The sequence below is a fragment of the Burkholderia territorii genome, assembly GCF_902833055.1.
GTDB lineage: Bacteria > Pseudomonadota > Gammaproteobacteria > Burkholderiales > Burkholderiaceae > Burkholderia > Burkholderia territorii.
The window spans coordinates 26,419-51,141 of sequence record NZ_CADFEJ010000025.1; the positions used below are offsets into that span (position 1 = coordinate 26,419).

Annotated in this window: 18 protein-coding genes and 1 riboswitch; of the genes, 9 read left to right on the forward strand and 9 right to left on the reverse strand. The window is 68.5% G+C overall.

Annotated features, from left to right (window positions below):
* Positions 1 to 217: 217 nt before the first annotated feature.
* On the forward strand, positions 218 to 379 hold the full coding sequence (locus HW466_RS27665) for a hypothetical protein (protein ID WP_009688068.1): 162 nt from the start codon (positions 218 to 220) through the stop codon (positions 377 to 379).
* 160 nt (positions 380 to 539) lie between these two features.
* Here the strand turns inward: HW466_RS27665 and HW466_RS27670 are convergent, their stop codons facing one another.
* Complete coding sequence (locus HW466_RS27670; protein WP_059449428.1) at positions 540 to 1,907, reverse strand: amino acid permease; 1,368 nt, start codon at positions 1,905 to 1,907, stop codon at positions 540 to 542.
* A 292-nt stretch (positions 1,908 to 2,199) separates the two neighbouring features.
* Positions 2,200 to 4,491: an FUSC family protein gene (locus HW466_RS27675; protein ID WP_059449427.1), complete on the reverse strand. Its 2,292-nt coding sequence runs from the start codon at positions 4,489 to 4,491 to the stop codon at positions 2,200 to 2,202.
* Between the two features lie 181 nt (positions 4,492 to 4,672).
* Between HW466_RS27675 and recC the strand changes: the two genes are divergently transcribed.
* Genes recC through arfB form a run of 4 tightly spaced genes read left to right on the forward strand, consistent with a single transcriptional unit; the run spans position 4,673 to position 14,368 of the window.
* The gene (gene recC / locus HW466_RS27680) at positions 4,673 to 8,011 is read left to right on the forward strand and encodes an exodeoxyribonuclease V subunit gamma (RefSeq protein WP_174905964.1); all 3,339 of its coding nucleotides are present in this window, start codon (positions 4,673 to 4,675) and stop codon (positions 8,009 to 8,011) included.
* Positions 8,008 to 11,712, forward strand: coding sequence for an exodeoxyribonuclease V subunit beta (gene recB, locus HW466_RS27685; RefSeq protein ID WP_174905963.1), 3,705 nt, complete (start codon positions 8,008 to 8,010; stop codon positions 11,710 to 11,712). The genes recC and recB overlap by 4 nt, the downstream gene beginning before the upstream one ends.
* Positions 11,709 to 13,967 carry an AAA family ATPase gene (locus HW466_RS27690; protein ID WP_174905962.1) on the forward strand — a complete coding sequence of 753 codons (2,259 nt, stop codon included), beginning with the start codon at positions 11,709 to 11,711 and terminating at the stop codon, positions 13,965 to 13,967. The genes recB and HW466_RS27690 overlap by 4 nt, the downstream gene beginning before the upstream one ends.
* Positions 13,964 to 14,368 carry an alternative ribosome rescue aminoacyl-tRNA hydrolase ArfB gene (arfB, locus tag HW466_RS27695; protein ID WP_059449423.1) on the forward strand — a complete coding sequence of 135 codons (405 nt, stop codon included), beginning with the start codon at positions 13,964 to 13,966 and terminating at the stop codon, positions 14,366 to 14,368. Before HW466_RS27690 ends, arfB begins: the two co-directional genes overlap by 4 nt.
* Positions 14,369 to 14,422: 54 nt before the next feature.
* On the opposite strand, the gene HW466_RS27700 is transcribed toward arfB, so the two are convergent.
* From HW466_RS27700 to thiC, 5 genes are all read right to left on the reverse strand, one after another.
* The gene (locus HW466_RS27700; protein WP_059789960.1) at positions 14,423 to 15,703 is read right to left on the reverse strand and encodes an EAL domain-containing protein; all 1,281 of its coding nucleotides are present in this window, start codon (positions 15,701 to 15,703) and stop codon (positions 14,423 to 14,425) included.
* Positions 15,704 to 16,141: 438 nt separating this feature from the next.
* Positions 16,142 to 17,068 (reverse strand): DMT family transporter, encoded by a 927-nt coding sequence (locus tag HW466_RS27705; RefSeq protein ID WP_059769844.1) that lies wholly within the window; start codon positions 17,066 to 17,068, stop codon positions 16,142 to 16,144.
* A gap of 135 nt (positions 17,069 to 17,203) precedes the next feature.
* Positions 17,204 to 17,452, reverse strand: coding sequence for a hypothetical protein (locus HW466_RS27710; protein WP_151005185.1), 249 nt, complete (start codon positions 17,450 to 17,452; stop codon positions 17,204 to 17,206).
* Between the two features lie 209 nt (positions 17,453 to 17,661).
* Positions 17,662 to 17,877 (reverse strand): glycine zipper 2TM domain-containing protein, encoded by a 216-nt coding sequence (locus HW466_RS27715; protein WP_059449419.1) that lies wholly within the window; start codon positions 17,875 to 17,877, stop codon positions 17,662 to 17,664.
* A 261-nt stretch (positions 17,878 to 18,138) separates the two neighbouring features.
* Positions 18,139 to 20,070 carry a phosphomethylpyrimidine synthase ThiC gene (gene thiC / locus HW466_RS27720; protein ID WP_059449418.1) on the reverse strand — a complete coding sequence of 644 codons (1,932 nt, stop codon included), beginning with the start codon at positions 20,068 to 20,070 and terminating at the stop codon, positions 18,139 to 18,141.
* Positions 20,071 to 20,194: 124 nt separating this feature from the next.
* Positions 20,195 to 20,311: riboswitch (TPP riboswitch) on the reverse strand.
* 270 nt (positions 20,312 to 20,581) lie between these two features.
* Here thiC and HW466_RS27725 point away from each other — a divergent pair.
* The 3 genes from HW466_RS27725 (at position 20,582) to HW466_RS27735 (ending at position 22,371) form a co-directional block, all read left to right on the forward strand.
* A complete protein-coding gene (locus tag HW466_RS27725; RefSeq protein ID WP_059449417.1) occupies positions 20,582 to 20,833 on the forward strand; it encodes a pentapeptide MXKDX repeat protein in 252 nt (83 codons plus the stop codon).
* A gap of 87 nt (positions 20,834 to 20,920) precedes the next feature.
* A complete protein-coding gene (locus tag HW466_RS27730) occupies positions 20,921 to 21,553 on the forward strand; it encodes a cytochrome b/b6 domain-containing protein (RefSeq protein WP_059769841.1) in 633 nt (210 codons plus the stop codon).
* A 29-nt stretch (positions 21,554 to 21,582) separates the two neighbouring features.
* The gene (locus tag HW466_RS27735; protein ID WP_059506201.1) at positions 21,583 to 22,371 is read left to right on the forward strand and encodes a molybdopterin-dependent oxidoreductase; all 789 of its coding nucleotides are present in this window, start codon (positions 21,583 to 21,585) and stop codon (positions 22,369 to 22,371) included.
* Positions 22,372 to 22,412: 41 nt separating this feature from the next.
* Here HW466_RS27735 and HW466_RS27740 read toward each other — a convergent pair whose 3' ends face one another.
* Together HW466_RS27740 and HW466_RS27745 are read right to left on the reverse strand one after the other, a co-directional pair.
* Positions 22,413 to 22,694 carry a helix-turn-helix domain-containing protein gene (locus HW466_RS27740; protein WP_059449414.1) on the reverse strand — a complete coding sequence of 94 codons (282 nt, stop codon included), beginning with the start codon at positions 22,692 to 22,694 and terminating at the stop codon, positions 22,413 to 22,415.
* Entirely contained in the window at positions 22,691 to 23,044 is a 354-nt protein-coding gene (locus HW466_RS27745; RefSeq protein ID WP_060348615.1) for a type II toxin-antitoxin system RelE/ParE family toxin, read from the reverse strand. Before HW466_RS27745 ends, HW466_RS27740 begins: the two co-directional genes overlap by 4 nt.
* 490 nt (positions 23,045 to 23,534) lie before the next feature.
* On the opposite strand from HW466_RS27745, the gene HW466_RS27750 reads away from it, so the two are divergent.
* Positions 23,535 to 24,722, forward strand: coding sequence for an EamA family transporter (locus HW466_RS27750; RefSeq protein ID WP_174905961.1), 1,188 nt, complete (start codon positions 23,535 to 23,537; stop codon positions 24,720 to 24,722).
* Position 24,723: the final 1 nt, after the last annotated feature.

Genomic DNA, 24,723 nt, shown 5'->3' on the forward strand with positions numbered 1-24,723 from the left:
ACGAAGAAGCGTTCCGGGGCGTGCCTGCCGCCCGAGCAACCCGAAACATTACAAAGCGAAAGATTTCGGATTCTAAATCGGAATGGGAATGATTATCAAATGAAAGGTTGCGCGACGCGAGGACGAAGGCGAGAGGAGGGCGCTGCCGGCGCGCCGCAGCGCGGACGCAAGCGCGTAGAATGCCGGCTTCAACGAATTCGACGGAGCGGCACCGACCATGAACGATCAGCGCAAGAAGAACCCTGTCCGCAACGTGAGCATCCTGATCGTCGTCGCCGTGCTGCTCGTGATCGGGACGATCCTGTACAACGCGATCTCGCAGAAGCGCGCGTACGACGAAGCCCATCCGGCCGAGGCCGCGAGCGCCGCGTCGCACTGACGCACGCGTGCACGCGCGCGATCGCCGCGCGGCCCGATCGGGCCGCCGGCGATGCTCGGGAACGGCAGGAAGAATGGAAGCGGTGGGCGGCGCAGGGCGTCGCGCCGGCACGGACGCGGGCGCCGAAGCCGGCGCTCCGCGTGGATGGGGCAGCTATGCGTCAACGTGACGCAGGCGCAAACTTCGGGCGGATGCGTGCGTAGAACACGACCGCGAGCAGCGCGAGCCATGCCGCGCCGACGTAGAGCGCGACGCGCGTGTCCTCGAACCAGCCGAGCATCACGATCACGAAAGTCATGAACGCGATCGTCAGCGCGGGTGCGACGGGCCACAGCGGCACCTTGAACTTCAGCGCCGCGACTTCCGCGCGCGACAGGCGACGGCGCATCGCGACCTGCGACAGCAGGATCATCAGCCACACCCACACGGTCGCGAACGTCGCGATCGCCGCGACCACCAGGAATACGTCCTTCGGCATCAGGTAGTTGAGCAGCACGCCGACCAGCAGCGCGCCGGCCATCACGAGCACCGTGACCCACGGCACGCCGTGCCGCGATGTCGTCATCAGCACGCGCGGTGCCTGGCCCTGCCGCGCCATCCCGAACATCATCCGGCCCGCGCCGAAGATGTCGCTGTTGATCGCCGAGATCGCCGCGCTGATTACCACGAGGTTGAGAATCGTCGCCGCCGACTTCACACCGAGTGCCGAGAAGATCTGCACGAACGGGCTGCCGTCGCTGCCGACGCCGGTCCACGGGCTGATCGACATCAGCACGATCATCGTCAGCACGTAGAACAACAGGATGCGTGCGGGCACCGCGTTGATCGCGCGCGGAATCACGCGCTCCGGATCCTTCGCCTCGCCGGCGCTCATCCCGATCACCTCGATGCCGCCGTACGCGAAGATCACGACCGACAGCGACGCGACCAGCCCGCCGATCCCGTTCGGGAAGAAGCCGCCATGGTTCCACAGGTTGGCGAACGTCGGCACGTCGGCCGAATGGCCGAAGTGCATGCCGGTCAGCAGGATCGCGACGCCGCCGCCGATCATCGCGACGATCGCGCCGACCTTGATGATCGACAGCCAGAACTCGAGCTCGCCGAACACCTTCACATGGCACAGGTTCAGCCCGCAGATGACCGCGACGACGCCGAGCACCCAGATCCATTGCGGGACGTCGGGAAACCAGAAGCCCATGTAGATGCCGAACGCGGTGATGTCGGCGATGGCGACGATCACCATTTCGAGCGTGTAGGTCCAGCCGGTGACGAAGCCCGCGAACGGGCCGAGGTTCTCGGTCGCGTAGTGACCGAACGAGCCGGCGACGGGCTCGCGCACGGCCATCTCGCCAAGCGCGCGCATCACCATGTAGACAGCCGCGCCGCCCAGGATATAGGCCAGGATCACCGCCGGGCCCGCAAGCTGGATCGCGGACGCCGAGCCGTAGAACAGGCCGGTGCCGATCGCCGAGCCCAGCGCGAGAAAGCGGATGTGCCGCGCGCTCAGATGGCGCTGCAAGTTCTTCATCGAGTCTCCGATATCGTTATGCGACGGACCGGGCGAGCAGAGCCGGCCCGGTTGGCTCAAGTTGTCTATACAACTTGAATGTGACGGAATGATAACAAGCCGGGCCATGTGACCGGAATCGGGTATTCCCTGAGTGGCGCAACCGGCGCAATCGGAGGTGGGGCCACCGCGTGGCAGGCGCGGGTGGCGTATCGGGCGTGCGGATCATGCTTGGGGAGGATGTTGCGGGGCAGCGAGCGCTGCCGGCCGGCCCGCTTGCGCGGGCAGCCGGTGGCGGAATGACTTCATCGCGTCATGCAGGCAGGCGAATGACGCTTGCGTCCTTGCGAATCAGCAGCGACGACGCGAGCATCTGCTTGCACTGGTGCGCGAGCACCTTCAGATCGTGCGTGAGCTCGGCGCCCACCGCGTCGGATTTTTCCGCGGACACGACCATCGCGTCGAGGTCGCGGGTGATCTGCTTCGTCGCGTCGAGATGATCGGCCGGCGGCGGCTCGCCGGCTTCCGCCTTCTCGAGATTCTCGAGCACGGCCGACAGGCCGCGGCGCAGCGCATCGTCGTGGACGAGGTTCGCGTCGGCCGCGCACGCGCTTCGGATCAGCGGCGCGGCGGCGGTGATCTGTGCGCCGAGCACGTGCGTCTGCACGAGCAGGTCGTTCAGCTCCGGCACGAAGCGCTGGTGCGCCTTCGGCTCGATCATCATCCGCTGGAACGCCTGGCCGAGATTGGCGAACGCGATGTGCACGTCCTTGCGCGCGAGGCGGTAGCGGTAGTCGTCGTCGAGGGCGGTGGCCGGCGTCTCGATCGCCGCGGCGACGACCGGCACCACCGCCGCGCCGTCGGCGGCCGGCACCGGCGGTGGCGACACGCCGCGCCCGGCGCGCCACACGGCCTCGAAATACTTGCGGGTCGAGGTCAGCATGTCGGTGACGAGCTTGCCCATCAGCCGGTATTCCCAGTACGGGAACAGGCGGCTCGCTGCGATCGCGATCATGCAGCCGACCACCGTGTCGATCGCGCGCTCGCCGATGATGCGCATGCTGCCGGGCGCGAGCAGGTGGAACATCAGCAGCACGTAGGACGACGTGAACACGACGCTCGCCGCGTAGTTGAACAGCAGCAGGCTGTAGCTCATCACCATCGACCCGAACATGATGGCGATCAGCAGGTGCGGCTCCTTGACCGTGTAGATCAGCGCAATGCTCGCCGCGCAGCCGATCAGCGTGCCGACGATACGCTGCGCGTTGCGCTGCTTGGTGAGCGAGTAGCCGGGCTTCAGGATGATGATGGTCGTCATCACGATCCAGTAGGCGTTCGTCAGCGGCAGCAGCCGGCCGAGCCAGAAGCCGACCGCGACCGCGATCGTCACGCGCAGCGCATGGCGAAAGCTCGGCGAGCGCATGTTCAGGTTCGAGAAGATCAGCAGCGGCGACATCCGGCGCCGCTGCAGGAAGCGCGTGAGCGCCTTGTCGATCTTCAGTTCGGTCTGCTGCGGGTCGGCATGGCCAGACAGGTTGCGGCGCATCCGGTCGATCAGGCGCGTCGCGCTCCAGATGCGCCGGAACGTCGCGAGCACGGCGGCGTAGGCTTCCGCGTTGGTGGCCGGGAAGTTCTTCTTGCGCATCAGCTCGATCTCGTACTCGATCGCGCGCAGCTCGGCCTTTACGCTGATCCGCGAATGCGGCGCGCGATTCTCGAGCACCGCCAGGCCGATTTCCTCGAGGTCGCGGGCCGCCTTGCGAATCAGGTCGCGATAGAAAATGATTAGGTCGGAGCCGCCGAAGGTGTTGCGCACGAGCGGGTAGTCGGTGTGCGCGCCGACGAACAGCTCGTGCAGATCGACGCTGTTGATGAACAGGTTGTACATCGTCGTGCGGCCGGGGTCGAGCTTGCCGCGGCGCAGCTTCGGCAAATTGCGCAGCACGATGTCCCGTGCCGTTTCCTGGGTTTCGACCGCGGTGATCTGCTTCGCGACGAGATTGCGATAGCACTCGTCGAGATCGGCATCGAGATCGTAGAACTGCGCACGCGCGAGCAGGTAGTCGGCGCACGCGAACAGGCTTTCGGCGAGCGCCTGCTGTTCGATCCGGCGCGCCTGCCATTGCGACACGAGCGTCGCCCAGTACGTGTACCAGAGGCCGCCCGCGAGAATCCAGCCGGCATTGACGAATGCCTGCAGCGGCGTGAACTTCTCCTCGAGCGTCATTACCATCATGAACAGCGTCGCGAAGCTGATCTGCGGCCAGCGGTTGCCGTAGACGACGATCAGCGACAGCACGAACGTGAGCGGCACGATCGTGAGCCACAGCGCGAAGATGTTCGGCGTGGCGAGGCCGGTCGCGAGCGCGGCCAGGAAACCGATCACGCTGCACGCAAGCATTTCGTTGTGCTTGTACTTCAGCGGGCCCGGCATGTCGACGACGCACGCGCCGAGCGCACCGGTCGAGATCGTGAAGCCGAGCTCCCGGTTGTGAAACACGATCAGGCACAGCACGGCCGGCAGCGATACGCCGACCGCGATCCGCAGGCCGCCGAAAAAGTACTGGCTGTAGAAAAACTTTCTGATTTCGACCGAATAGCGCATCGATGAGCTGAATGACAGACGAAGACGCCCGGGGCGGCGTATTGACTGGCGACGAGTCTATCGTATTTCGCGGTCCGCAAAACCTGGCCATTCGGACGAGGTCCGCCGCGACGGCCCTTTTGCTATCCTTGGTGCTCCTGTTCGCCCGGCCTGTCCGGCGCGAGGCTCCGACACCCGCCGCATGCTCCATCTCTTCTATTCGAACCGTCACGAAACGCTGGCCGACGCGCTGCTCGACGACCTGGCCGCGTTCCCGGCCCGCAACGGCCCGTGGGCGCCGCAACAGGTCATCGTGCCGAGCGCGGCGCTGCGCCGCCGTCTGGAACTCGACATCGCCGCGCGCCACGGCGTGTGCGCGAACGTCGAGTTCACGTATCTCGCGCAGTGGCTGTGGGCGCAGATCGGCCGCGTGCTGACGGTGCCGGCGCGCTCGCCGTTCGCGCCCGATCGCCTCGTGTGGCGCTGCTACCGGCTGTTCGCGCAAGGCGGCAGCGGCGCGCCGTGGCTCGCGTCGCCGCGGCTGGCCGCGTATCTGTCCGCGTCCGACGACGCGATGCGCTACGAGCTCGCGCAGCGTGTCGCGTCCGTGCTCGATCATTACCTGACCTATCGACCCGAATGGCTCGCCGCGTGGCAAGCCGGCGAGTCGGTGCTCGCGGGCGACGCCGCGCCGCGCGGAATCAGCGATGCCGCACGTGACGACGAGCACTGGCAGGCCGCGCTGTGGCGCGCGCTGCTCGCGGAACTGAGCGACAGCGGCCCGCCGCCCGCGCATCGCTTCCTGGTGGAGGCGCGCAACCTCGATCTCGAAACCGTCGCGCGTGCCGACTGGCCGGAATCGGTGAGCGTGTTCGCGCTGCCGACGATGCCGCCGCTGCACGTCGCGCTGCTGCGCGAGCTGTCGCGCTGGATCGACGTGCGCGTCTATGCGCTCAACCCATGCCGGGAATTCTGGTTCGACATCGTCACCGCCGCGCACGCCGAGGCGCTCGACGCGGCCGGCCGGCTCGACTATCAGGAAGTCGGCCATCCGCTGCTCGCGGAGTGGGGGCGGCAGACGCAGGCGCAGTTGCACATGCTGCACGAACTGACTGAAAGCGCCGCGTCGGGCGATGCGTCGCGTTTCGTCGAGAATCCTGCGCCGACCTGGCTCGCGCGTGTGCAGAACGCGATCCTCGAACTGCAACCGGAGGCCGAGCTCGGCGAAGCGCCGGCCGAGCGCGGGATCGAGGTGCACGTGTGCCATAGCCTCGCGCGCCAGCTCGAGGTGCTGCACGATCGTCTGCTCGCGTGGTTCGATGCGGACGCGACGCTGCAGCCGTCTGATGTGCTCGTGGCGGTTGCCGATCTCGCGGCGGCCGGGCCATTGATCGATGCCGTGTTCGGCACGGCGGGCGCCGGCGGCGCGCGCGTGCCTTATCGGATCACCGGCCTGCCGCCGTCGCAGGCGAACCCGGTCGCGCGCGTGCTGCTCGAATGGCTCGCGTTGCCGGAACGGCAGGTCGGCGCGCCCGAGCTGGTCGAATGGCTGCGCGTCGACGCGGTGGCGGCCCGTTACGGCATCGACGCAACCGCGCTCGAGACGGTCCAGACCTGGCTCGCGGCCGCCGGCGCGCGGCGCGGGCTGTCGCCGACGGTGAGCGACGATGCGGCGGTGCCCGCGCCGCGCCATACGTTTTCCGATGCGCTCGCGCGACTCTTCCTCGGCTATGCGATGCCCGAAGGTGCCGCGCCGGTCGGCGCGTGGCTGCCGATCGAGGCGGCGACCGGCAGCGAGGCGGAACTGCTCGGCCGGCTCGCGCGCTTCACGGACGATCTCGACGGCTTCTCGCGACGGCTCGCCGACGCGCACACGCCGCGCGCATGGAGCGAACTGTTCGCCGATACGCTCGCGCGATTCTTCGACTCCGGTGCCGCGTATGCCGATGCGCTCGCGGGCGTGCGCGACGCGCTCGACGCGATGCTCGCCGCGATGACGGAGGGCGCGCCCGACGAGGCCTTGCCCGCGGCCGTCGTACGCGCGGGCCTGGCAGCCGCGCTCGACGATCCGGCGCGCGGCGGGGTGCCGTGGGGCGGCGTCACGTTCTCGTCGCTGACGAGCCTGCGCGGGCTGCCATACCGCGTCGTGTGTCTGCTCGGCATGGACGACGGCGTGCTGCCGAGCCTGGCTCGCGCGGACGAGTTCGACCTGATGGCCGTGCTGCCGAAGCTCGGCGACCGCCAGCGCCGCGACGACGAACGCAACCTGTTCCTCGACCTGCTGCTCGCCGCGCGCGACCGGCTGCTGATCGCCTATACGGGGCGCAGCATTCGCGACAACGCGCCATTGCCGCCGGCGGCGCTCGTCGACGAACTGCTCGACCATCTCGCGCTCGTCACGGCCGGCGAGGACGCCGCGCCGGATGCGGTCGATGCCGCACGGCGCGCCTTCATCGTCGAACACCCGCTGCAACCGTTCGCGGCCGAGTATTTCCGGCCTGGCAGCGATCTGGTTTCGTACGACGCCGAGCGCGCGACGCTCGCATCGCTGCTGGCAGCCGACGGCGCGCGCGATGCGACGCGCGAGCAGCCGTTCTTCGCGCAGCCGTTGCCGGCCGAGCCGGTCGAACCCGTCGCGTTCAGCGAATTCGAACGGTTCTGGCGGCATCCGGCTCGCGCGTTGCTGCGCGCACGGCTCGGCATCGTGCTTGCCGACGCGCAGGCCGAACTGCTCGACACGGAGCCGTTCGCGCTCGACTTCGCGGGCAGCGACGCGCTCGCCGAGCGCGTGCTGCCGCTTCTGATCGAATCGGATGAAGGCGGCGTGCACGATCACGCGCTGCGCATCGCGGATGCCAGCCCGGAACTGCCGGGCGGCGCGACGGGTGCCGTCTGGCGCGACCAGGCGCTCGGCTCGATGGCGCAGCTTGCGTCGAACGTGCGCCGTGCGCTGACCGACGGCATGGAACGGCGGGCGTTTACGCTCGCGATCGCACCGGCATGGCCCGACACCGAGCAGGCGCTGTTCGGTGCCGACGATGCGATGCTGTCGCGCGATGCGGTGCATGCGCCGCTCGAGCTGCACGGCACGCTGAACCGGTTGACGCCGGCGGGCCAGATCATCTATCGCTATGCACGGCCGAGCGCGCGCGATTACCTGTCCGCGTGGCTCGCACACCTCGTCTACTGCGCGGTGGCGCCCGACGGCCCGCGCCGCACGCTCTGGTTCGGCAGCGGCGGCGCATTCGAACTCACGCCGGTCGCGGCACCGCTCGATCGCCTGGCGCCGCTCGCCGCGCTGTTCCGCGCGGGGCGGCGCATGCCGCTGCGATTCTTCCCGCGCAGTGCGTGGGCGCGCGTTTCCGACGGCGAGGCGAAGGCCGCGAGCGTCTGGATCAACGAGCGCGTGGTGAGCGAAGCCGACGATCCGGCGATCGCGATCGCGTGGCGCGGCGCGCATCCGTCGCTCGACGAGCCGTTCGGCACACTCGCGCGGCTGGTGTTCGAGCCGATGCTGGAACACCTGAAGGAGGTCGCATGAGCGCCGCATCCCAGCCGCAGGCGGCGTTCGAACTCGACGTGTTCGCATGCCCGCTTGACGGCGTCAACCAGATCGAGGCGTCGGCCGGTACCGGCAAGACGTGGAATATTTGCGCGCTTTACGTGCGCCTGCTGCTGGAGAAGGATCTCGGCGCGGACGAAATCCTCGTCGTGACCTTCACGAAGGCCGCAACGGCGGAGCTGCACGAGCGGATCCGCGGCCGGCTCGCGCAACTCGCACACGCACTCGATACCGGTGACGACGGCGGCGATCCGTTCGTTGCGCGCCTGCTCGAGACCACGCTCGGCGAAGGCGGCGCGCTCGACCCCGACACCGCCGCGAAGCGAATCCGGCGTGCGCTGCGCGCATTCGACCAGGCGGCGATCCACACGATCCACGCGTTCTGCCAGCGTGCGCTGCAGGAAGCGCCGTTCGCGGCCGCGATGCCGTTCGCATTCGACATGCAGGCCGACGATGCGGCACTGCGCTTCGAGCTCGCGGCCGACTTCTGGCGCACGCGCGTCGAGCCGATCGCCGCGCGCTGGCCGGGTTTCGCGACGTGGCTCGTCGATGCGGGCGCGGGCCCGGCCGCGCTCGACGCGCAGCTCGCACGGCGGCTGAAGAAGCCGCTCGCCGCGCTGCGCTGGGACGGCGTCGGCGAACCGGACGCAGCGGCGGAGGCCGCTGCCGCCGAATGCTTCGCGGAGGCCGCGCGGATGTGGGCCGACGAGCGGGATGCGATCGACGCGTTGCTGCGCACTGCGCAGCCCGTGCTCAATCAGCGCTCGCACAAGCCGGACGCGCTCGCCGACGCGCTCGAAGCGTGGTCCGCGCATTTCGCGCAAGGCAACGCCGCGGCCGCGCTACCGAAGGCGGCGCTCAAGCTCACGCGCACCGCGCTCGCGAAGGCGACGAAAAAGGGCGGCGCGACGCCGGAACACCCGTTCTTCGATGTGGCCGACGCGCTTGAAGGAGCGGTGGCCGCCGTCGAGGCCACGCAGCGCGCACGCTGGCTCGCGCTGGTCGCCGACTGGCTCGACACCGCGCCGGGCGAGCTGGCCGAACGCAAGCGTACGCGGCGCGTCGTGTCGTTCGACGATCTGCTCGCCAATCTCCATCACGCGCTGCATGCGCATCCGTGGCTTGCCCAGACGCTGCGCGCACGCTATCCGGCTGCGCTGATCGACGAATTCCAGGACACGGACCCGCTGCAGTTCGCGATCTTCGACCGGATTTTCGCGCCGGGCGGGCCGCTCTTTCTCGTCGGCGATCCGAAACAGGCGATTTACAGTTTCCGCGCGGCGGACCTGCATACATATCTCGCCGCGCGGGCAAGCGCGAGCGCGTGCTACACGCTCGCGGTGAACCAGCGCTCGACGCCGGCGATCGTCGATGCGTGCAACCGCTTCTTCATGTCGAACCCGCGCGCATTCGTGCTCGACGGGCTCGACTATTACGCGGTACGGGCCGGCACGCGCGTGCGCGCACCGTTCGTCGACGAATCCGATCAGGGGCCGGACGGCGATTTTCGGATCTGGGCGCTACCGGGCGGCGACGGCACGCTGCTCAAGCGCGATGCTCAAGCCCAGGCCGCGCAAGCGTGTGCGGCCGAGATCGCGCGGCTGATGCGCGGTGCGCGCGAAGGCCATGTGCGGCTCGGCGATACGCCGCTGTCGCCGGGCGATATCGCGGTGCTGGTGCAGACGCACCGGCAAGGGAGCCTCGTGAAACGCGTGCTGGCCACGTGGGGCATCGGCAGTGTCGAGCTTGCGCAGGCGTCCGTATTTTCGACCGGCGATGCCGAGCAGCTCGAGCGCGTGCTCGCGGCGATCGATGCGCCGGGCGATCTGCGACGCCTGCGTGCGGCGCTCGCCGCCGACTGGTTCGGCCTCGACGCGCAGGCGCTGTGGCGGATGGAGCAGGGCGACGGCGATGCGTTGCGCGCAGCTGCCGACACTGCGGACGCGATGAGCTGGGTCGAGCGCTTCTCGCGCTATCGGCTGTTGTGGCGCGAGCGCGGCTTCGCGGTGATGTGGCGTACGTTCACGCGGGAGCTGCGGATTGCCGAGCGGCTGATGGCCGGTGCGGACGGCGAACGGCGCGTGACCGACATCAACCATCTGGCCGAACTGACGCAGGCGCGTGCGTCCGCGCAGCCGGGCATCGCGCCGACGCTGCGCTGGCTCGCCGCGCAACGGCTCGACGGCGGCGGCGAGGAAGCGCAACTGCGTCTCGAATCCGATCGCAACCTCGTGCAGATCGTGACCGTGCACAAGTCGAAGGGCCTCGAATACGCGGTCGTGTTCTGTCCGTTCCTGAACGACGGCGCGCTGCGCGAGGCGCCCGCATCGGCGCTGCCCGACGCGCGCGAATATCACGACGATGCAGGCGACGCCGTCCTCCATTACGGGTGCGACGACGAAGCTGCCGAACATGCCGCGCGCCAGGCGTTGCGCGAGCAGGCGGCGGAACGCGCGCGGCTCGTCTACGTGGCGCTCACGCGTGCGGTCTACCGGTGCTATCTCGTCGCAGGGCCATATCTGTCGTCGCGCTCGACCCGCGAGGCGCGGCGCAGCGTGCTGAACTGGCTCGTGGCCGGGGCCGGCCAGTCGTTCGACGCGTGGCTCGACGAGCCGCCCGACGAAGCGGTGCTCGATGCTGCTTGGCAAGCGCTCGCGGGCGGGCCCGTGAGCGTCGCACCGTTGCCGATGCCGGTGCGCCGCGAGCGGCTGGTGGCTGGCCACGATGCATCGCAGACCCTCGCTGCTCGCCATGCGACGCGCGTGCTGCGCGACGCGTGGCGGATAGCGAGCTTCAGTTCGCTGACCGCATCGATGGCGCGCGAGGAGGCGGGCGTCGCGGCCGTGCCGGACGACGAGCTGCGGCCCGATCACGACGCGCTTGCCGCCGAGCTGCCGGACGGTGCGCCTGGCGTGGGCGACGCCGTCGCGGTCGAGCCGCCGGACGACGACATCCTCATGTTCCCGCGCGGTGCGGCAGCGGGCGAGTGTCTGCACCGCCTGTTCGAGCTCAGCCGATTCGACGCGCCCGATTCGTGGCATCAGGCGGCACTCGGCGCGCTGCATGACCGGCCGGTCGAGGCAGAGCCGGAACTCGCGAAGCGCCTGCCCGCGATGATGGCGCGGCTCGTCGACGATGTCGTGCGCACGGAGCTCGTGCCGGGCATGCGGCTTGCGGATCTCGATCCCGCCCGTCGGCTCGACGAAATGGGTTTCCTGTTTCCGGCGCCTGCGCTCGAGCTCGGCGCGCTGCGCCGGCTGCTGGTCGCGCACGGCTATCCGGACGTTGCACTGGACGCGGGCACGCTCGCCGGTTTCATCAAGGGTTTCATCGACATGATCGTCGAACACGACGGCCGCTTCTGGATCGTGGATTGGAAGTCGAACCATCTCGGCAATACGCCGGACGCCTACGGCCCTCGCGCGCTCGACGTCGCGATGGCCGATCATGCATATCACCTGCAGGCGCTGCTCTATACGGTCGCGCTGCATCGCTATTTGCGCGGCCGGCTGCCCGACTACGACTACGACACGCATGTCGCGGGCTACCTGTACCTGTTCGTGCGCGGCGTGCGGCCGCACTGGCGCAGCGCCGGCGAGCCGGCCGGCGTGCACGCGCGGCGGCCCGCGCGCGAACTCGTCGACGCGCTCGACCGGATGATGGAAGGGGGCCGCGCATGAACGTGGCCGACGATACGCTCGAATTCACCGGCGGCCTCGTCGCGCGCTTGCCCGAGCCGGCTGATTTCGGCATCGCGCTGGCGGAAGGGTTCGCGCGACGCATCGGCGACCTGTCGCGCCGCGCGGGTGCGCCCGCCGCGGCCGCGCGCTGGGCCGCGCGTGCCGCTTTCGCAACGAGCCGGGCGACCGCGGGCGGCCACGTGTGCGTGTCGCTCGGCGCGCTCGCGCAGCGCTACGAGGAACCGGTCGACGACGTGCGCGCGGCACTTGCCGCGAGCGGTGTGGTGGCATTCGGCATGCTCGCGCGCGGCGACGAGCGGCCGCTGATCGTCGATCGGCACGACCATCTTTATCTGTCGCGCTATTTCGACTACGAGCGACGGCTCGCCGATGCACTCGTCGCACAGGCAGGCGTCTCCGCGCCGGGCGACGCGCTGTCGCCCGACCGGTTGCGCGACAGTCTCGCGCGTTACTTCGGGCCGGCGACGGGCGAGGTGGACTGGCAACGCGTCGCGGCGATCGTGGCGCTGACGGGACGCGTGACGATCGTCAGCGGCGGCCCCGGCACCGGCAAGACGACGACCGTCGTCGGCGTGCTGGCTTGTCTGCTCGACGCGCATCCGGGGTTGCGCATCGCGCTGGCCGCACCGACGGGCAAGGCCGCGCAACGGATGCAGGAAGCGCTGCATGCGCGGGCGGGCGACCTGCCGCCGGAACTTGCCGCGCGCCTGCCCGACACGTCGTACACGCTGCATCGCCTGCTGGGCGGTGGCGGTGCCGCGGGCTTTCGCCATCATCGCGACAATCCGTTGCCGTACGACCTGATCGTGGTCGACGAGGCGTCGATGATCGACGTCGCGCTCGCCGCCCATCTGCTCGACGCGCTCGCGCCGGGCGCGCGGCTCGTGCTGCTCGGCGACAAGGATCAGCTTGCCGCGGTCGAAGCCGGCGCCGTGTTTGCCGAACTCAGCGCGCGACCGACGTTTACCGCCGCCGCGCGCAAGCGCATCGCGGATGCGCTCGGGATCGACGAAGCGGCTTTCGTTGCCGCTTTGCCGGTGCCGGACGGCGAGGCGGCGGTTGCCGTCGCGGCTCGAGCGCCGGCCCCGGCACCTGCGCCGTTGTCGGCGAGTGCTGCGCGCAAGCCGTCGGCGCGGCGCAACGTCGATGCACGCCAGGCGTCACTGTTTGACGACGGCCCGCAGGAAGAAGCGGTTTCCCCGGCCGCTTCGTCGTCGCCTGAACCGGCGAATCTCGATAACGCGTTCGCGGCCGCCGATCCCGCGTGGATCGAGGCCGACGACCTCGCGTGGCTCGATGCGATCGAGCTCGCGCCGCTCGATCCGTCCGCTCCGGCGGTCGCGCCGATCGACGCCACGCGAGCCGATGACATCGCCGCCGCGCCGCCCGCGCCCGCACCGCTCGCCGACTGCGTCGTGTGGCTCGAGCGCAATTACCGTTTCGGCCTCGATTCGCCGATCGGCCGCCTGTCGCTCGCGATCCGCCGTGGCGACGTGCAAGGCGCGCTCGATGCGTTGCCGGCCGACGATGCCGCTGCCGCGTCGTTTCACGACGATGCGGGCGAGACGCTTGCGGCGTCGACGGTCGAGCGGCTTGCGCGCCGGTTCGGCGCGTACCTCGATGCGCTGCGCGCCGCGCTGTCCGAGCCGGAGCCCGATCCGTTGCCCTTGTTCGATGCGCTCAACCGCTTCCGGATCCTGTGCGCGACGCGCACGGGATCGCGCGGTGCCGAACACGTCAATGCGCTGGTGGCGTCGCATTTGCGGCATGCCGCGCGCGTGCCGCTCGCGGTCGGCGCACACTGGTTCACCGGTCGGCCGATCATGGTGACGCGCAACGACTATGCACTCGGCCTGTTCAACGGCGACATCGGCATCGCGCTGCCGGACGCGCACGGCGTGCTGCGCGTATGGTTCCGCCGCGCGGACGGCACCGCGCGCGCGGTGTCGCCCGCGGCGCTGCCGCCGCACGAAACGGCATTCGCGCTGACCGTCCACAAGTCGCAGGGCTCCGAATTCGACGAGGCCGCGCTCGTGCTGCCGGCGTCGTTCGGCCGGGTGCTCACGCGTGAACTCGTCTACACCGCCGTTACGCGCGCACGCACGCGCGTGCAGGTGATCGGCCCGCGGCGTGTGCTGGCCCAGGCGGTCGCGACACGTACGCAACGCGATTCGGGCCTTGCCGCCCGCGTCGACGAGGCGCTCGCGCGGCGCCGCAAGGAGACGTCGCGATGATGATCCGCTACACGCTCGATCCGGCCGAAGTCGAATGGACCGCCGTGCGCGCGCAGGGCGCCGGCGGCCAGAACGTCAACAAGGTGTCGAGCGCGATTCACCTGCGTTTCGACATTCGGGCGTCGTCGCTGCCGCCCGTCATCAAGGAACGGCTGCTCGCGCTGTCCGACCAGCGCATCACGCGCGACGGCATCGTCGTGATCAAGTCGCAGGAATACCGCACCCAGGAGAAAAACCGCGAGGCGGCACTCGCGCGGCTCGATGCGTTGATCGGCAGCGTCGCGTTCACGCCGCGGGCGCGGGTCGCGACACGGCCGACACGCGCATCGAAGGAGCGGCGGCTCGAACACAAGTCGCGCCGCAGCATGGTGAAGTCCGGAAGAGGCAAGGTGATCGACTGACGCCGGAACCGGTCGATGGGCCGCCATCGCGGCGCAGCCGTGCCGCGGCGTCGGCTAACGCATCACGGTGCCCGCGCTGTCGAGCACGAAGTCGACGCAGAACACGACGAGGCGGCTTTGCGCGCGAATCGCGACGGCTGCCGTGTAGCAATCGCGGCCTTCGGTCAGCGAGAAGTGCGGGCCCATCAGCGCGACGCGCCCCGGTGCCGCGATCGCGCGCTGGAAGTACGGGCGCCGCGACCAGTTGCTGTGCGTCTCCGGAAACAGCGGCGAAAGCCGCGTGCCGCTCGTCTGGCCGTCCTCGGGACGCGCGCCGATCGACGGCAGGAACTGTTCGCCGATCTCGTCCGTGACGAACACCCGGCGCGCGGCCGGCACCGCGAATACGCGCTGAGCGGCGTCCTGCAGATTGCCGCTCGCGGAAAATGCGGCCGCGCCGGCGAGCACGAGCCGCTCGATCGCGTCGAAGCCGGGCTGCTCGGCGATCGCCGGCGCATGCCGGCGGGCGATGAAGCGTTGCCACGCGGCGTCGAGCATCGCGGGCGCCGCGGCACTCGCGTGCGCGATCGAGGCGTCGGGCTGGCCGAACTGGAAACCCTGGACGAAATCGATGTCGGCCTCCATCAGCGTCTGCAGCGCGTCGTCGCTTTCGACGCCTTCGGCGAGCACCATCGCGCCGGCCTGGTGGAGCATCGATACCAGGTGGTGCATGATGCGACGGTCGTCGGCCGACGCGTTCGCGCGTTCGACCAGCGACCGATCGAGCTTCACGATATCGGGACGTGTGCGCCATACACGGTCGAAATTCGAGAACCCGGTGCCGAAATCGTCGATCGCGATCAGGAAGTCCCGGTGCTGGATCATGTCGATCGTGCGGGCGAGCGCCGCTTCGTCGCGCGCGGGTTGCTCGACGACTTCCAGCACGATGCGGTTCGGCGGCAGCGCGAAATGACGGCACAGCGCTTCGACGAATTCGCGCTGCACAAGGCCCGAATCGAGCACGCGCGGCGTCACGTTCAGGAACAGCCAGCCGTCGCCGATGCCTTGCGCGACGAAGTTGGCCGTATGCAGGCAGCGGGCGAGCCGGTCGAGCAGCAACGCTTCGGCAGCGGCACGTGTCCTGTCGAACAGCGCGACCGGCGAAACCAGTGTGCCGTTCTCGTCCACGACGCGCAGCAACGCTTCATAGCCGACCACGCGCTTGTGCGTGATCGACAGCACGGGTTGAAACACGCTGCGCAGCGTCGTCTCGCGGTACGTGGCGGTCCAGCCGCTGGGCGTCGGCGTGAGGCGTTCGAGCAGGGAGTCGAGCGAGAGATCGCGGGAGGGCTTCATGTCAGCGATGCCCGGGGGCGATCGGGGGGCAGCATCGTACGCGCCACGCAGAAGCCGTCGCACGCGCAGGTGGACGCGAAAGATCGTGGTGCATCGTAACCGCCTTCTGCGGATGGATATTGCGAGTGTAACGGCAATGGTGCCGCGCGCGTATCAGGGTAACTCCAGACGCAAACGCTACACCGACGGCTGGACGCGGCTGTGCGGCCGGGAACACGACACGCGCGGCTCGCTGCTCGCGTATGCGGCGACAGCGCCGCGCGTGCAGCGCGCATCGCGCGCAAGAAATACGGACGGGCCGGAAAGCCGCGCGGCTGCATTGCGTCACGCGAAACTCGACGCGCGCCGTCGCGCACAGGCGACATGCGGCGCTCGAGGATCGGCGGCCGGTGCGGCGCGGGAAATCCGCACCGGCGGGGCACCGGCCGCATCCGCCGTTCAGGCCGCTTCGCCGCCGCGCGGGCGGAGCCCGGGAATCCGCTTGATCACGCCGGTCGCCAGCGCGGTGCCGACGAGCACGATCGCGCAACCTTCGATCATCACGAGCGATACGTGTTCGCCGAGGAACAGCGCGCCCCACAGCAGGCCGAATACCGGGATCACGAACGTCACGGTAATCGCGCGGGCCGGGCCCACATGCGCGATCAGATGGAAGAAGATGAAATACGCGATGCCCGTGCAGGCGATGCCGAGCGCGAGCACGGCACCCCAGGCGTGCATGCCGACGGCTGCCGCGGGCCACGTCGCGATCGCGAACGGCAGCAGCAGCACGGTCGAGCCTATCATGCTGCCGGTCGCATTGACGAGCGGGTCGACGCCGCTCAACGTGCGTTTCGTGTAGTTTGCCGCGATGCCGTACAGCAGCGTCGCGCCGAGCGCGGCGACGGCGGCGAGCGCGGTCGCGCTGGCGCCGGTGCTGCCGTGCGCGTTCGCGATCTGGTCCCACACGAGCGTGAGGACGCCCGCAAAGCCGATCACGAGGCCGAGCGCGCGCGGCAGCGACAGCTTGTCCTTCAGCCACAGATACGCGACGAGCGCGCCCCACAGCGGCGTCGTCGCGTTGATCACCGACGTCACGCCGGCAGACAGCGTCAGTTCGGCGAACGCGAACAGGCAGAACGGGATGCCCGAGTTCAGCGCGCCGACGACGAACAGCGGCCACGCGCGACGCCGCAGCTGTGCGCCGAGCTCCGCGGGCTTGAAGCGCGTCAGCGCGAAGCCTGCGAGAAACAGCGCGCCGATGCCCACGCGCAGCGCCATCAACGGCGCGACACCGAAGTCGGCGACGCCGATCCGGATGAACAGGAACGACGCGCCCCACAGGGCGGCGAGGACGGTCAGCAGAAAGGCGTTTTTGGGCGACATCGAGCGTGGCGGCGAGGGGACGGGATGCGAAGAATCTTACATGTGTTCCCGCGCCGTCGTTTCACGATCGGATGAAATGACAAGAACCGGGAAGTCGGCCCGTCGGCGACGTGGCCCGGCCGGGCAGCCGGCGGCTCAATGATGGTGCCAGCCGCCGTGTCCGCCGAAGCCGAAATTGAGCGACACCGCCGGGCCCCAGTAGCCGCCCCAGGCCGGCGCATACGCAGGGGCCGGGTAGTAGTACGCGGGGCCCGGATCGACGTATACCGGCGCAGGCTGCACCGGCGCCGCCGCGTAGTAACCGGACGGATAGTAGCCGTAAGGGTAGTAACAGCCGGCGAGCGTCGTGCACGCGAACGCCGCGGCGACGAAGGTCCTGTTCATGATGTCTCTCCGGCGGGGCCGGCAATCGGCAGATGCTTAAGCTTAGGCCGCGCGGCGATGACAAGGTGCGCTAAACGGTAACGGATCATTTCCGGGCCGCTACGGGATGTTGCGGCGCCGGATGTGAAAAACGGCGCTTCCGCGTCGCGGAAACGCCGTCAGGCCGGCGCTTGCCGCGCGTCGCGCGGCAGCCGGGTAAGCCGGCCGGCTTATTTGCCGACCTGGTTGCCGATGATGCCGCCTGCTGCCGCACCGCCCAGCGTCGACAGCGCGTTGCCGCCGATCGCCGCGCCGGCGACGCCGCCGACACCGGCACCGATCGCGGTATCGCGCTGGCGTCGTGTCATCGAATCGCAGGCCGAGAGACTGGCCACCGTCGCGACGAGCAGCGCGCATACCCCAAAACGCCGAATCGAATGGTTCATGATCGTTGTCCTTGTGGTAGTGAACGGAGGTCGCGCGACCGCCTGACGGCCGCGCATGAATTCAATCTACGCGCGTTCCGAGCGGCGGTTGTAAGGACTTGTTAAGGCTCGGGCGGTTTCGTAATCAATTGTTTCGCTTGCGCCGGCGGGTACACCGCATGCGAGCGCGCAGCGCAGAAAAAAGCCCGCCTGATGGCGGGCTTCGTGCCGTGCTCCACGAAGCGAAGCGGCCCGTGCGGGCCGCCGCGTTCGCTTGCCGGCTTACTGACGGTGATAGATCTCGGCGCCGGTCTTCACGAACTCGACCGCCTTCACTTCCATTCCCTTCTTCAGCGCCTCGGTTTCCGACACGCCCTGTTGCGCCGCGAACTCGCGCACGTCCTGCGTGATCTTCATCGAGCAGAAGTGCGGGCCGCACATCGAGCAGAAGTGCGCGACCTTCGCCGAATCCTTCGGCAGCGTCTCGTCGTGGAATTCGCGCGCCTTGTCGGGGTCGAGACCGATGTTGAACTGGTCTTCCCAGCGGAACTCGAAACGCGCCTTCGACAGCGCGTTGTCGCGCACCTGCGCGCCGGGGTGGCCCTTGGCCAGGTCGGCCGCATGCGCGGCGAGCTTGTACGTGATGATGCCTTCCTTCACGTCGTCCTTGTTCGGCAGCCCGAGGTGCTCCTTCGGCGTCACGTAGCACAGCATCGCGGTGCCGAACCAGCCGATCATCGCGGCGCCGATGCCCGACGTGATGTGGTCGTAGCCGGGCGCGATGTCGGTGGTCAGCGGCCCGAGCGTGTAGAACGGCGCTTCCTTGCACCAATCGAGCTGGAGATCCATGTTCTCCTTGATCAGCTGCATCGGCACGTGGCCGGGGCCTTCGATCATCACCTGCACGTCGTGCTTCCACGCGATCTGCGTGAGCTCGCCGAGCGTCTTCAGTTCGCCGAGCTGCGCCTCGTCGTTCGCGTCGTAGATCGAGCCGGGACGCAGGCCGTCGCCGAGCGAGAAGCTCACGTCGTACGCCTTCATGATCTCGCAGATCTCTTCGAAGTGTTCGTACAGGAAGCTTTCCTTGTGATGCGCGAGGCACCACTTCGCCATGATCGAGCCGCCGCGCGACACGATGCCCGTCATCCGGTTAGCGGTGAGCGGCACGTACTGCAGGCGCACGCCCGCGTGGATCGTGAAGTAGTCGACGCCTTGCTCGGCCTGCTCGATCAGCGTGTCGCGGAAGATTTCCCAGGTGAGGTCCTCGGCCTTGCCGTTGACCTTTTCGAGCGCCTGGTAGATCGGCACCGTGCCGATCGGCACCGGGCTGTTGCGGATGATCCACTCGCGCGTTTCATGGATGTGCTTGCCGGTCGACAGGTCCATCACCGTGTCGCCGCCCCAGCGGATCGCCCACGTCATCTTGTCGACTTCCTCGCCGATCGACGACGTGACGGCCGAGTTGCCGATGTTCGCGTTGATCTTCACCAGGAAGTTGCGGCCGATGATCATCGGCTCGGATTCCGGGTGGTTGATGTTCGCGGGAATGATCGCGCGGCCGCGCGCGACTTCGTCGCGCACGAACTCGGGCGTGATCTCGGCGAGTGCGTTCGCGCCGAAGGCCGCGGCGCCGAATGCCTGGCCCGGATGCTGGCGGCCCATCATCGCGGCGAGCTTCGCGCCGTTCGGGCCGCTCGACTTCAGGCTCTCGATGTACTCGGCGCGGCGCTGGTTCTCGCGGATCGCGATGTATTCCATTTCCGGCGTGATGATGCCCTGGCGCGCGTAGTGCATCTGCGTGACGTTCTTGCCGGCCTGCGCGCGGCGCGGGTTGCGGTGCAGGCCCGGGAAACGCAGGTCGGCGGTGGCCGGGTCGGCGGCTCGCTCGCGGCCGTACAGGCTCGACAGGCCGTCGAGCACCTCGGTGTCGCCGCGCGCTTCGATCCAGCGCTGGCGCAGTGCCGGCAGGCCCGCGCGGATGTCGATCTTCGCGTCCGGATCGGTGTACGGGCCCGACGTGTCGTACACGTAGATCGGCGGGTTCTTTTCGCCGCCGAAGCCGGTCGGCGTGTCGGACTGCGTGATCTCGCGCATCGGCACGCGGATGTCGGGCTGCGAGCCGGTTACATAAACCTTTCGCGAATTGGGCAGCGGGGCGACGGCGGCGGCGTCGACGTGCGCGTCCGCGGACAGAAATTTCGGATTGGCGTTCATGCAATCTCCTGTGTGAGCGCCGGACAGGCGCCACGGCGCTTGCCCGGAGCCCTTGACGAATGTGGGGCTCGAGCTAAGCAGGAGACGAGGCTTGGTGAGGCGGCGGATTTCGTCAGAAGGATGGCGGTGAAATCCGTACGCTTCCCTGCGCTGGCATTATCCAGATCAGGTTCAAAGGGTATTTCTCACCCGCAATGCCGGTTGTTTGACCGAACGCATTGCAGGACCCCCGCGTTAGCAGCGCACACGATACACTGGCTTCGCGGCGGTTTCAACCGGTGGCGGACCGGTGGCCGCGGTGCGCTTGCAGCAATGCGGGGCGAGCGCCCGCCGCGCAAGCCGCGCTCAATTGCACCGCCGCGCGGCCCTGCGGCCCCGCTGACAATGACGGCGCGGTGCAGCAATGCAGCGGTTTCGACGGTCCCTGAAAAAAAATTCTCGAAACGACTGTCATATCCCGCGACGTCCTCCTTCTATTCGGCTCCTCAAACCCATGTTTCGGAGAGATGTCATGAAAAAAGTACTGATCGCAGCCTGTGTCGCCGGTTTCGCCATGGTCGCAACGGGTGCATATGCGCAGAACGACGCGATGTCGAAGGAGGGCTCATCGATGTCGAAGGACGCAATGGGCCACGACGCGATGGCGAAGGACGGTGCGATGAAGAAAGACGCGATGAAGAAGCACGCGATGAAGAAGGACGCGATGTCGCACGACGCGATGGGCAAGTCGACGTCGGGCGACAAGATGGCGCCGTCGAACTGACCCACGCGGTGGCGCGCGGCCCGCGCAGGCGGCACACGAGGCCGCGCGCGCGTCGCGCACCGCCGCTACGTTCCGGGAGTCTTCATCATGCAAACCGTTCCCGCTGCCGGGCACGCGGCTGCCACGCCGCCCGCGCGCACGATTCATCCGCTGTGGGTGCGCGTGAGCCACTGGCTCAACGCGCTCGCGGCGATTCTGATGGCACTGTCCGGCTGGCGCATCTACGATGCGTCGCCGATCTATCCGCCGTTCACGTTCGCGCACGGCATCACGCTCGGCGGCTGGCTGGGCGGCGCGCTCCAATGGCATTTCGCGGCGATGTGGCTGCTGGTCGGCAACGGGCTGTTCTACCTCGCGATGTCGATCGCGACGGGGCGCCTCGCGCGCAAGATGCTGCCTGTCTCGCCGGCATCGATATGGCGCGACGTGCGCGCGGCACTGGGCGGCCGGTTGTCGCACGACGACCTGAGCGTCTACAACGCGGTGCAGCGGGCCGCGTACCTGACCGCGATCGTCGATCTGATCGTGCTGGTGCTGTCGGGGCTCACGATCTGGAAATCGGTGCAGTTTCCGCTGCTGCGCGAGCTGTTCGGCGGCTACGACAACGCGCGTGTCGTGCACTTCTGGGCGATGTCGCTGCTCGTTGCGTTTTTCGTCGTACACGTCGCGATGGCGCTGCTGGTGCCGCGCTCGCTGCTCGCGATGCTGCGCGGCCGCTGACCCGCATGCCGCGGGCGAAGGAATTCATCATGTCGGAATCCGGAAACAACCGTGGTCGGCCGGGCTGGACGCTCGACCGCAAGTCGCTCGAGCTCGACGTGCGCCGCGAACTCGAGATGCCGTCGCGGCGCCTGTTCAACCGGCGCGTGCTGACGCTCGGCGGCCTGACGATGCTGACCGGCTGCACGCTGCAGGACGACGCGTCGGTCAACGCATTCCTCGAGAAGGTGTCGCGCATGAACGATCGCGTGCAGGCGTGGCTGTTCAGCGGCGAGCGGCTCGCGCCGACCTATACGGAGGCCGACATCACGCGGCCGTTCCCGTTCAACGCGTATTACGGCATCGACGACGTGCCGCACGTCGACGCATCGACGTACCGGCTCGTGCTGTCTGGCCGGGTGACGGGCAAGCGAGTGTGGACGCTCGACGAGCTGTATGCGCTGCCGCACGCGGAGCAGATCACGCGGCACATCTGCGTGGAAGGGTGGAGCGCGATCGGCCGCTGGGGCGGCACGCCGTTCGGCGCGTTCCTGGCGCGCGTCGGCGCCGATACGCATGCGAAATACGTCGGCTTCAAATGCGCGGACGATTACTACGAGAGCATCGACATGCCGACCGCGCTGCATCCGCAAACGCTGCTCGCATTCGACTACGACGGCCGCCGCCTGCCGCCGGAGTTCGGCTTTCCGATGAAGCTGCGGATGCCGACCAAGCTCGGCTACAAGAATCCGAAGCACATCATGGAAATCTTCGTGACCGATACCTTTCCGGGCGGCTACTGGGTCGATCAGGGATACAACTGGTTCGGCGGATCGTGAGCGGCGGGGTGCGCCCGCGCCCGCCGTGCTTCACGGCTGCGTCACGCGGATTCGCTTACCTGCAGATCGACGCGCAGGCCGACCGCCGCCGCCATGTTCACGAGCGCGTCGAGCCCGAACAGATTGATCTTGCCGCGCAGCAGATCGGACACGCGCGGCTGCGTGACGCCCAGCCGCTTCGCGGCCTCGGCCTGGCTGAGTTCGAGCTGTGCGATGCGCTGCTTGAGCGCGATCATCAGCGCGGAGCGCAGCTTCATGTTCTCGGCCTCGGCCGGCTGGCTCTCGATGGCGTCCCAGACATTCGTATAGCGTTCGTTACTCATCGTTTCCTCTCGATCGCCAGCGCGCGATAGCGCCGGGTGGCCAGTTCGATATCGGTCTTGCAGGGGCGCGCCGATTGCTTGCGAAAGCAGTGCAGCACGTAGATCGCGTCGACGAAGGTCGCGACGTAGATGATCCGGAATGCGCCGCTCGCATCGCGCAAGCGAATTTCCCGCACGCCGGCACCGATGGTGCGCATCGGCTTCCAGTCGTCAGGTGCCAGGCCACGCTGCACCTGGTCGATCTGGTGACCGGCTTCGCGGCGCGCGGGCATCGGAAAGCCGCGCAGCGCGTCCAGTGCGCTGCCGACGAAGACCACCGGCTTCGGCGGAAGGATGGTGGGATTATACAAAATTTTGTATGCGCAGTGCGCGGGTTGAACGAATGAAATGTCCGCCCGGACGGGCAGGCCGACCGTCACCATAAGCGCGAAGCAACGCTCGCAGCGCATGACTGGCCGTCAGGCCGATGGATCGATCGCGATGGGCGCGGAAGGACCGCCGGTGATGTCCGCGGCGCCCGCGCTGCGCGTGTCCGGCCCTGATCGCGTTGGTCCGGATCCCGAAAAATGTCGCGCCGAAACGTCAGTCGATATCCTTTCAGACAGGTCTGGCGATGCTTTCGAATCCTTGATGCCATAATGCCGAGCGTGCGCGGCCAAAGCGGTCCGCGCACGTTTTTCGACCCTCTGCCGCCGCTTGCCGGTTCTCTTCGTCGCCGTTCGCACTGCCATGTCGTTCCGCACGTTCGTCTCCGCCTTCCTCGTCCCGTCAGGGGCGTTTGCCGGCATCGCCGGCGTCTTGCAGCGGGGCACGCGGCACGCCGTGCAGGCGGGCTGAACGATGACACCGCTCGATCGCCTTCTCGATTTCCTCGCCCGCCTGCCGATCCGGATCCGCCTGCCGCAAAGCCGCGGCGGCCGTGTCGCACTGGCCCTGGTATTCATCTATTTCGTCTGGGGTTCGACCTACAGCGGCCTGCATTTCGCGCTGCAGTCGTTCCCGCCGTTGCTGCTGTCCGGGCTGCGCAACCTGCTCGGCGGGATCGGCCTGTTCATCTTCGCGCTGCGTCGCAAGCCCGAATGGCCGACGCTGCTGGAAATCCGCAACTCGGCGATCGTCGGCACGATGCTGGTTGCGCTTTCGTCCGGCACGATCGCGCTCGGGATGCGCACGGTCAGCAGCGGCTCGGCCGCCGTGATGGTCGCGACGGTGCCGCTGTTCGCGACCGTGATCGCGGCGGTCGCCGGGCGTCCGGTGACGAAGGGCGAGTGGGCGGCCGTCGCGCTCGGGATGGTCGGTATCGTCGTGCTGAATTCGGGTGGCGCGGCCGCCGCGAACTCGGCGCTCGGCACGATCTGCGTGCTTGCCGGCGCGCTGTTCTGGGCTGGCGGCGCGCATCTCGCGACGCGGCTCAAGCTGCCGTCCGACCTGTTCCTGTCGACGTCGCTGCAGATCGGCCTCGGCGGGCTGATGTCCACGATGGCCGCGTGGCTGATGGGCGAGCGCATCGAGCAGGTCGCGGTCGGTCCGGTGTTCGCGTTCCTGTACCTGATGGTGTTCTGCACGATGGCCGCGTATGTCGCCTACGGCTACCTGATTCGCCATACGAGCCCGATCATCGCGAGCAGCTGCATGTACGTGAACCCGATCGTCGCGGTCGCGCTCGGCGCGCTGATGCTGGGCGAGCCCGTGACGACGGCGACCGTGATCGCGACGATCGCGATCCTCGGCAGTGTCGGGCTGTCGTTCGTGTTCGATCCGGCGCGCCGGCCCGCGGCGCGCGCGGCCGCCGATGCGTCATCGGTTGCGGCAACCGTGGCCGTCGAATCATCAACGGTTGCGGCGGCGGCACCGGCACCGGAACAGGCCGCGACGCCGGACGCGGCGCCGATCCTAACGCCTTCCGCGGTGCCGCTTGCGGTGCCGGCACCGGGCGCCGTCGTGGATCCGGCGGCCGTCATGGATCCCGCGCCGGCATTCACGCTTCCGCCCGCCGACGAACCGGCCGCGTCTCGCGCCGACGCGTGAT

Excerpts from the sequence above, each read along its gene's own strand:
- HW466_RS27710 (WP_151005185.1), bottom strand. The coding sequence starts at position 17,452 with ATGAACAGGACCTTCGTCGCCGCGGCGTTCGCGTGCACGACGCTCGCC.
- HW466_RS27675 (WP_059449427.1), bottom strand. The coding sequence starts at position 4,491 with ATGCGCTATTCGGTCGAAATCAGAAAGTTTTTCTACAGCCAGTACTTT.
- HW466_RS27715 (WP_059449419.1), bottom strand. The coding sequence starts at position 17,877 with ATGAACCATTCGATTCGGCGTTTTGGGGTATGCGCGCTGCTCGTCGCG.
- HW466_RS27725 (WP_059449417.1), top strand. The coding sequence starts at position 20,582 with ATGAAAAAAGTACTGATCGCAGCCTGTGTCGCCGGTTTCGCCATGGTC.
- HW466_RS27705 (WP_059769844.1), bottom strand. The coding sequence starts at position 17,068 with ATGTCGCCCAAAAACGCCTTTCTGCTGACCGTCCTCGCCGCCCTGTGG.
- thiC (WP_059449418.1), bottom strand. The coding sequence starts at position 20,070 with ATGAACGCCAATCCGAAATTTCTGTCCGCGGACGCGCACGTCGACGCC.
- HW466_RS27750 (WP_174905961.1), top strand. The coding sequence starts at position 23,535 with ATGACACCGCTCGATCGCCTTCTCGATTTCCTCGCCCGCCTGCCGATC.
- HW466_RS27690 (WP_174905962.1), top strand. The coding sequence starts at position 11,709 with ATGAACGTGGCCGACGATACGCTCGAATTCACCGGCGGCCTCGTCGCG.
- HW466_RS27665 (WP_009688068.1), top strand. The coding sequence starts at position 218 with ATGAACGATCAGCGCAAGAAGAACCCTGTCCGCAACGTGAGCATCCTG.
- HW466_RS27670 (WP_059449428.1), bottom strand. The coding sequence starts at position 1,907 with ATGAAGAACTTGCAGCGCCATCTGAGCGCGCGGCACATCCGCTTTCTC.
- arfB (WP_059449423.1), top strand. The coding sequence starts at position 13,964 with ATGATGATCCGCTACACGCTCGATCCGGCCGAAGTCGAATGGACCGCC.
- recB (WP_174905963.1), top strand. The coding sequence starts at position 8,008 with ATGAGCGCCGCATCCCAGCCGCAGGCGGCGTTCGAACTCGACGTGTTC.
- recC (WP_174905964.1), top strand. The coding sequence starts at position 4,673 with ATGCTCCATCTCTTCTATTCGAACCGTCACGAAACGCTGGCCGACGCG.
- HW466_RS27700 (WP_059789960.1), bottom strand. The coding sequence starts at position 15,703 with ATGAAGCCCTCCCGCGATCTCTCGCTCGACTCCCTGCTCGAACGCCTC.
- HW466_RS27740 (WP_059449414.1), bottom strand. The coding sequence starts at position 22,694 with ATGAGTAACGAACGCTATACGAATGTCTGGGACGCCATCGAGAGCCAG.
- HW466_RS27735 (WP_059506201.1), top strand. The coding sequence starts at position 21,583 with ATGTCGGAATCCGGAAACAACCGTGGTCGGCCGGGCTGGACGCTCGAC.
- HW466_RS27730 (WP_059769841.1), top strand. The coding sequence starts at position 20,921 with ATGCAAACCGTTCCCGCTGCCGGGCACGCGGCTGCCACGCCGCCCGCG.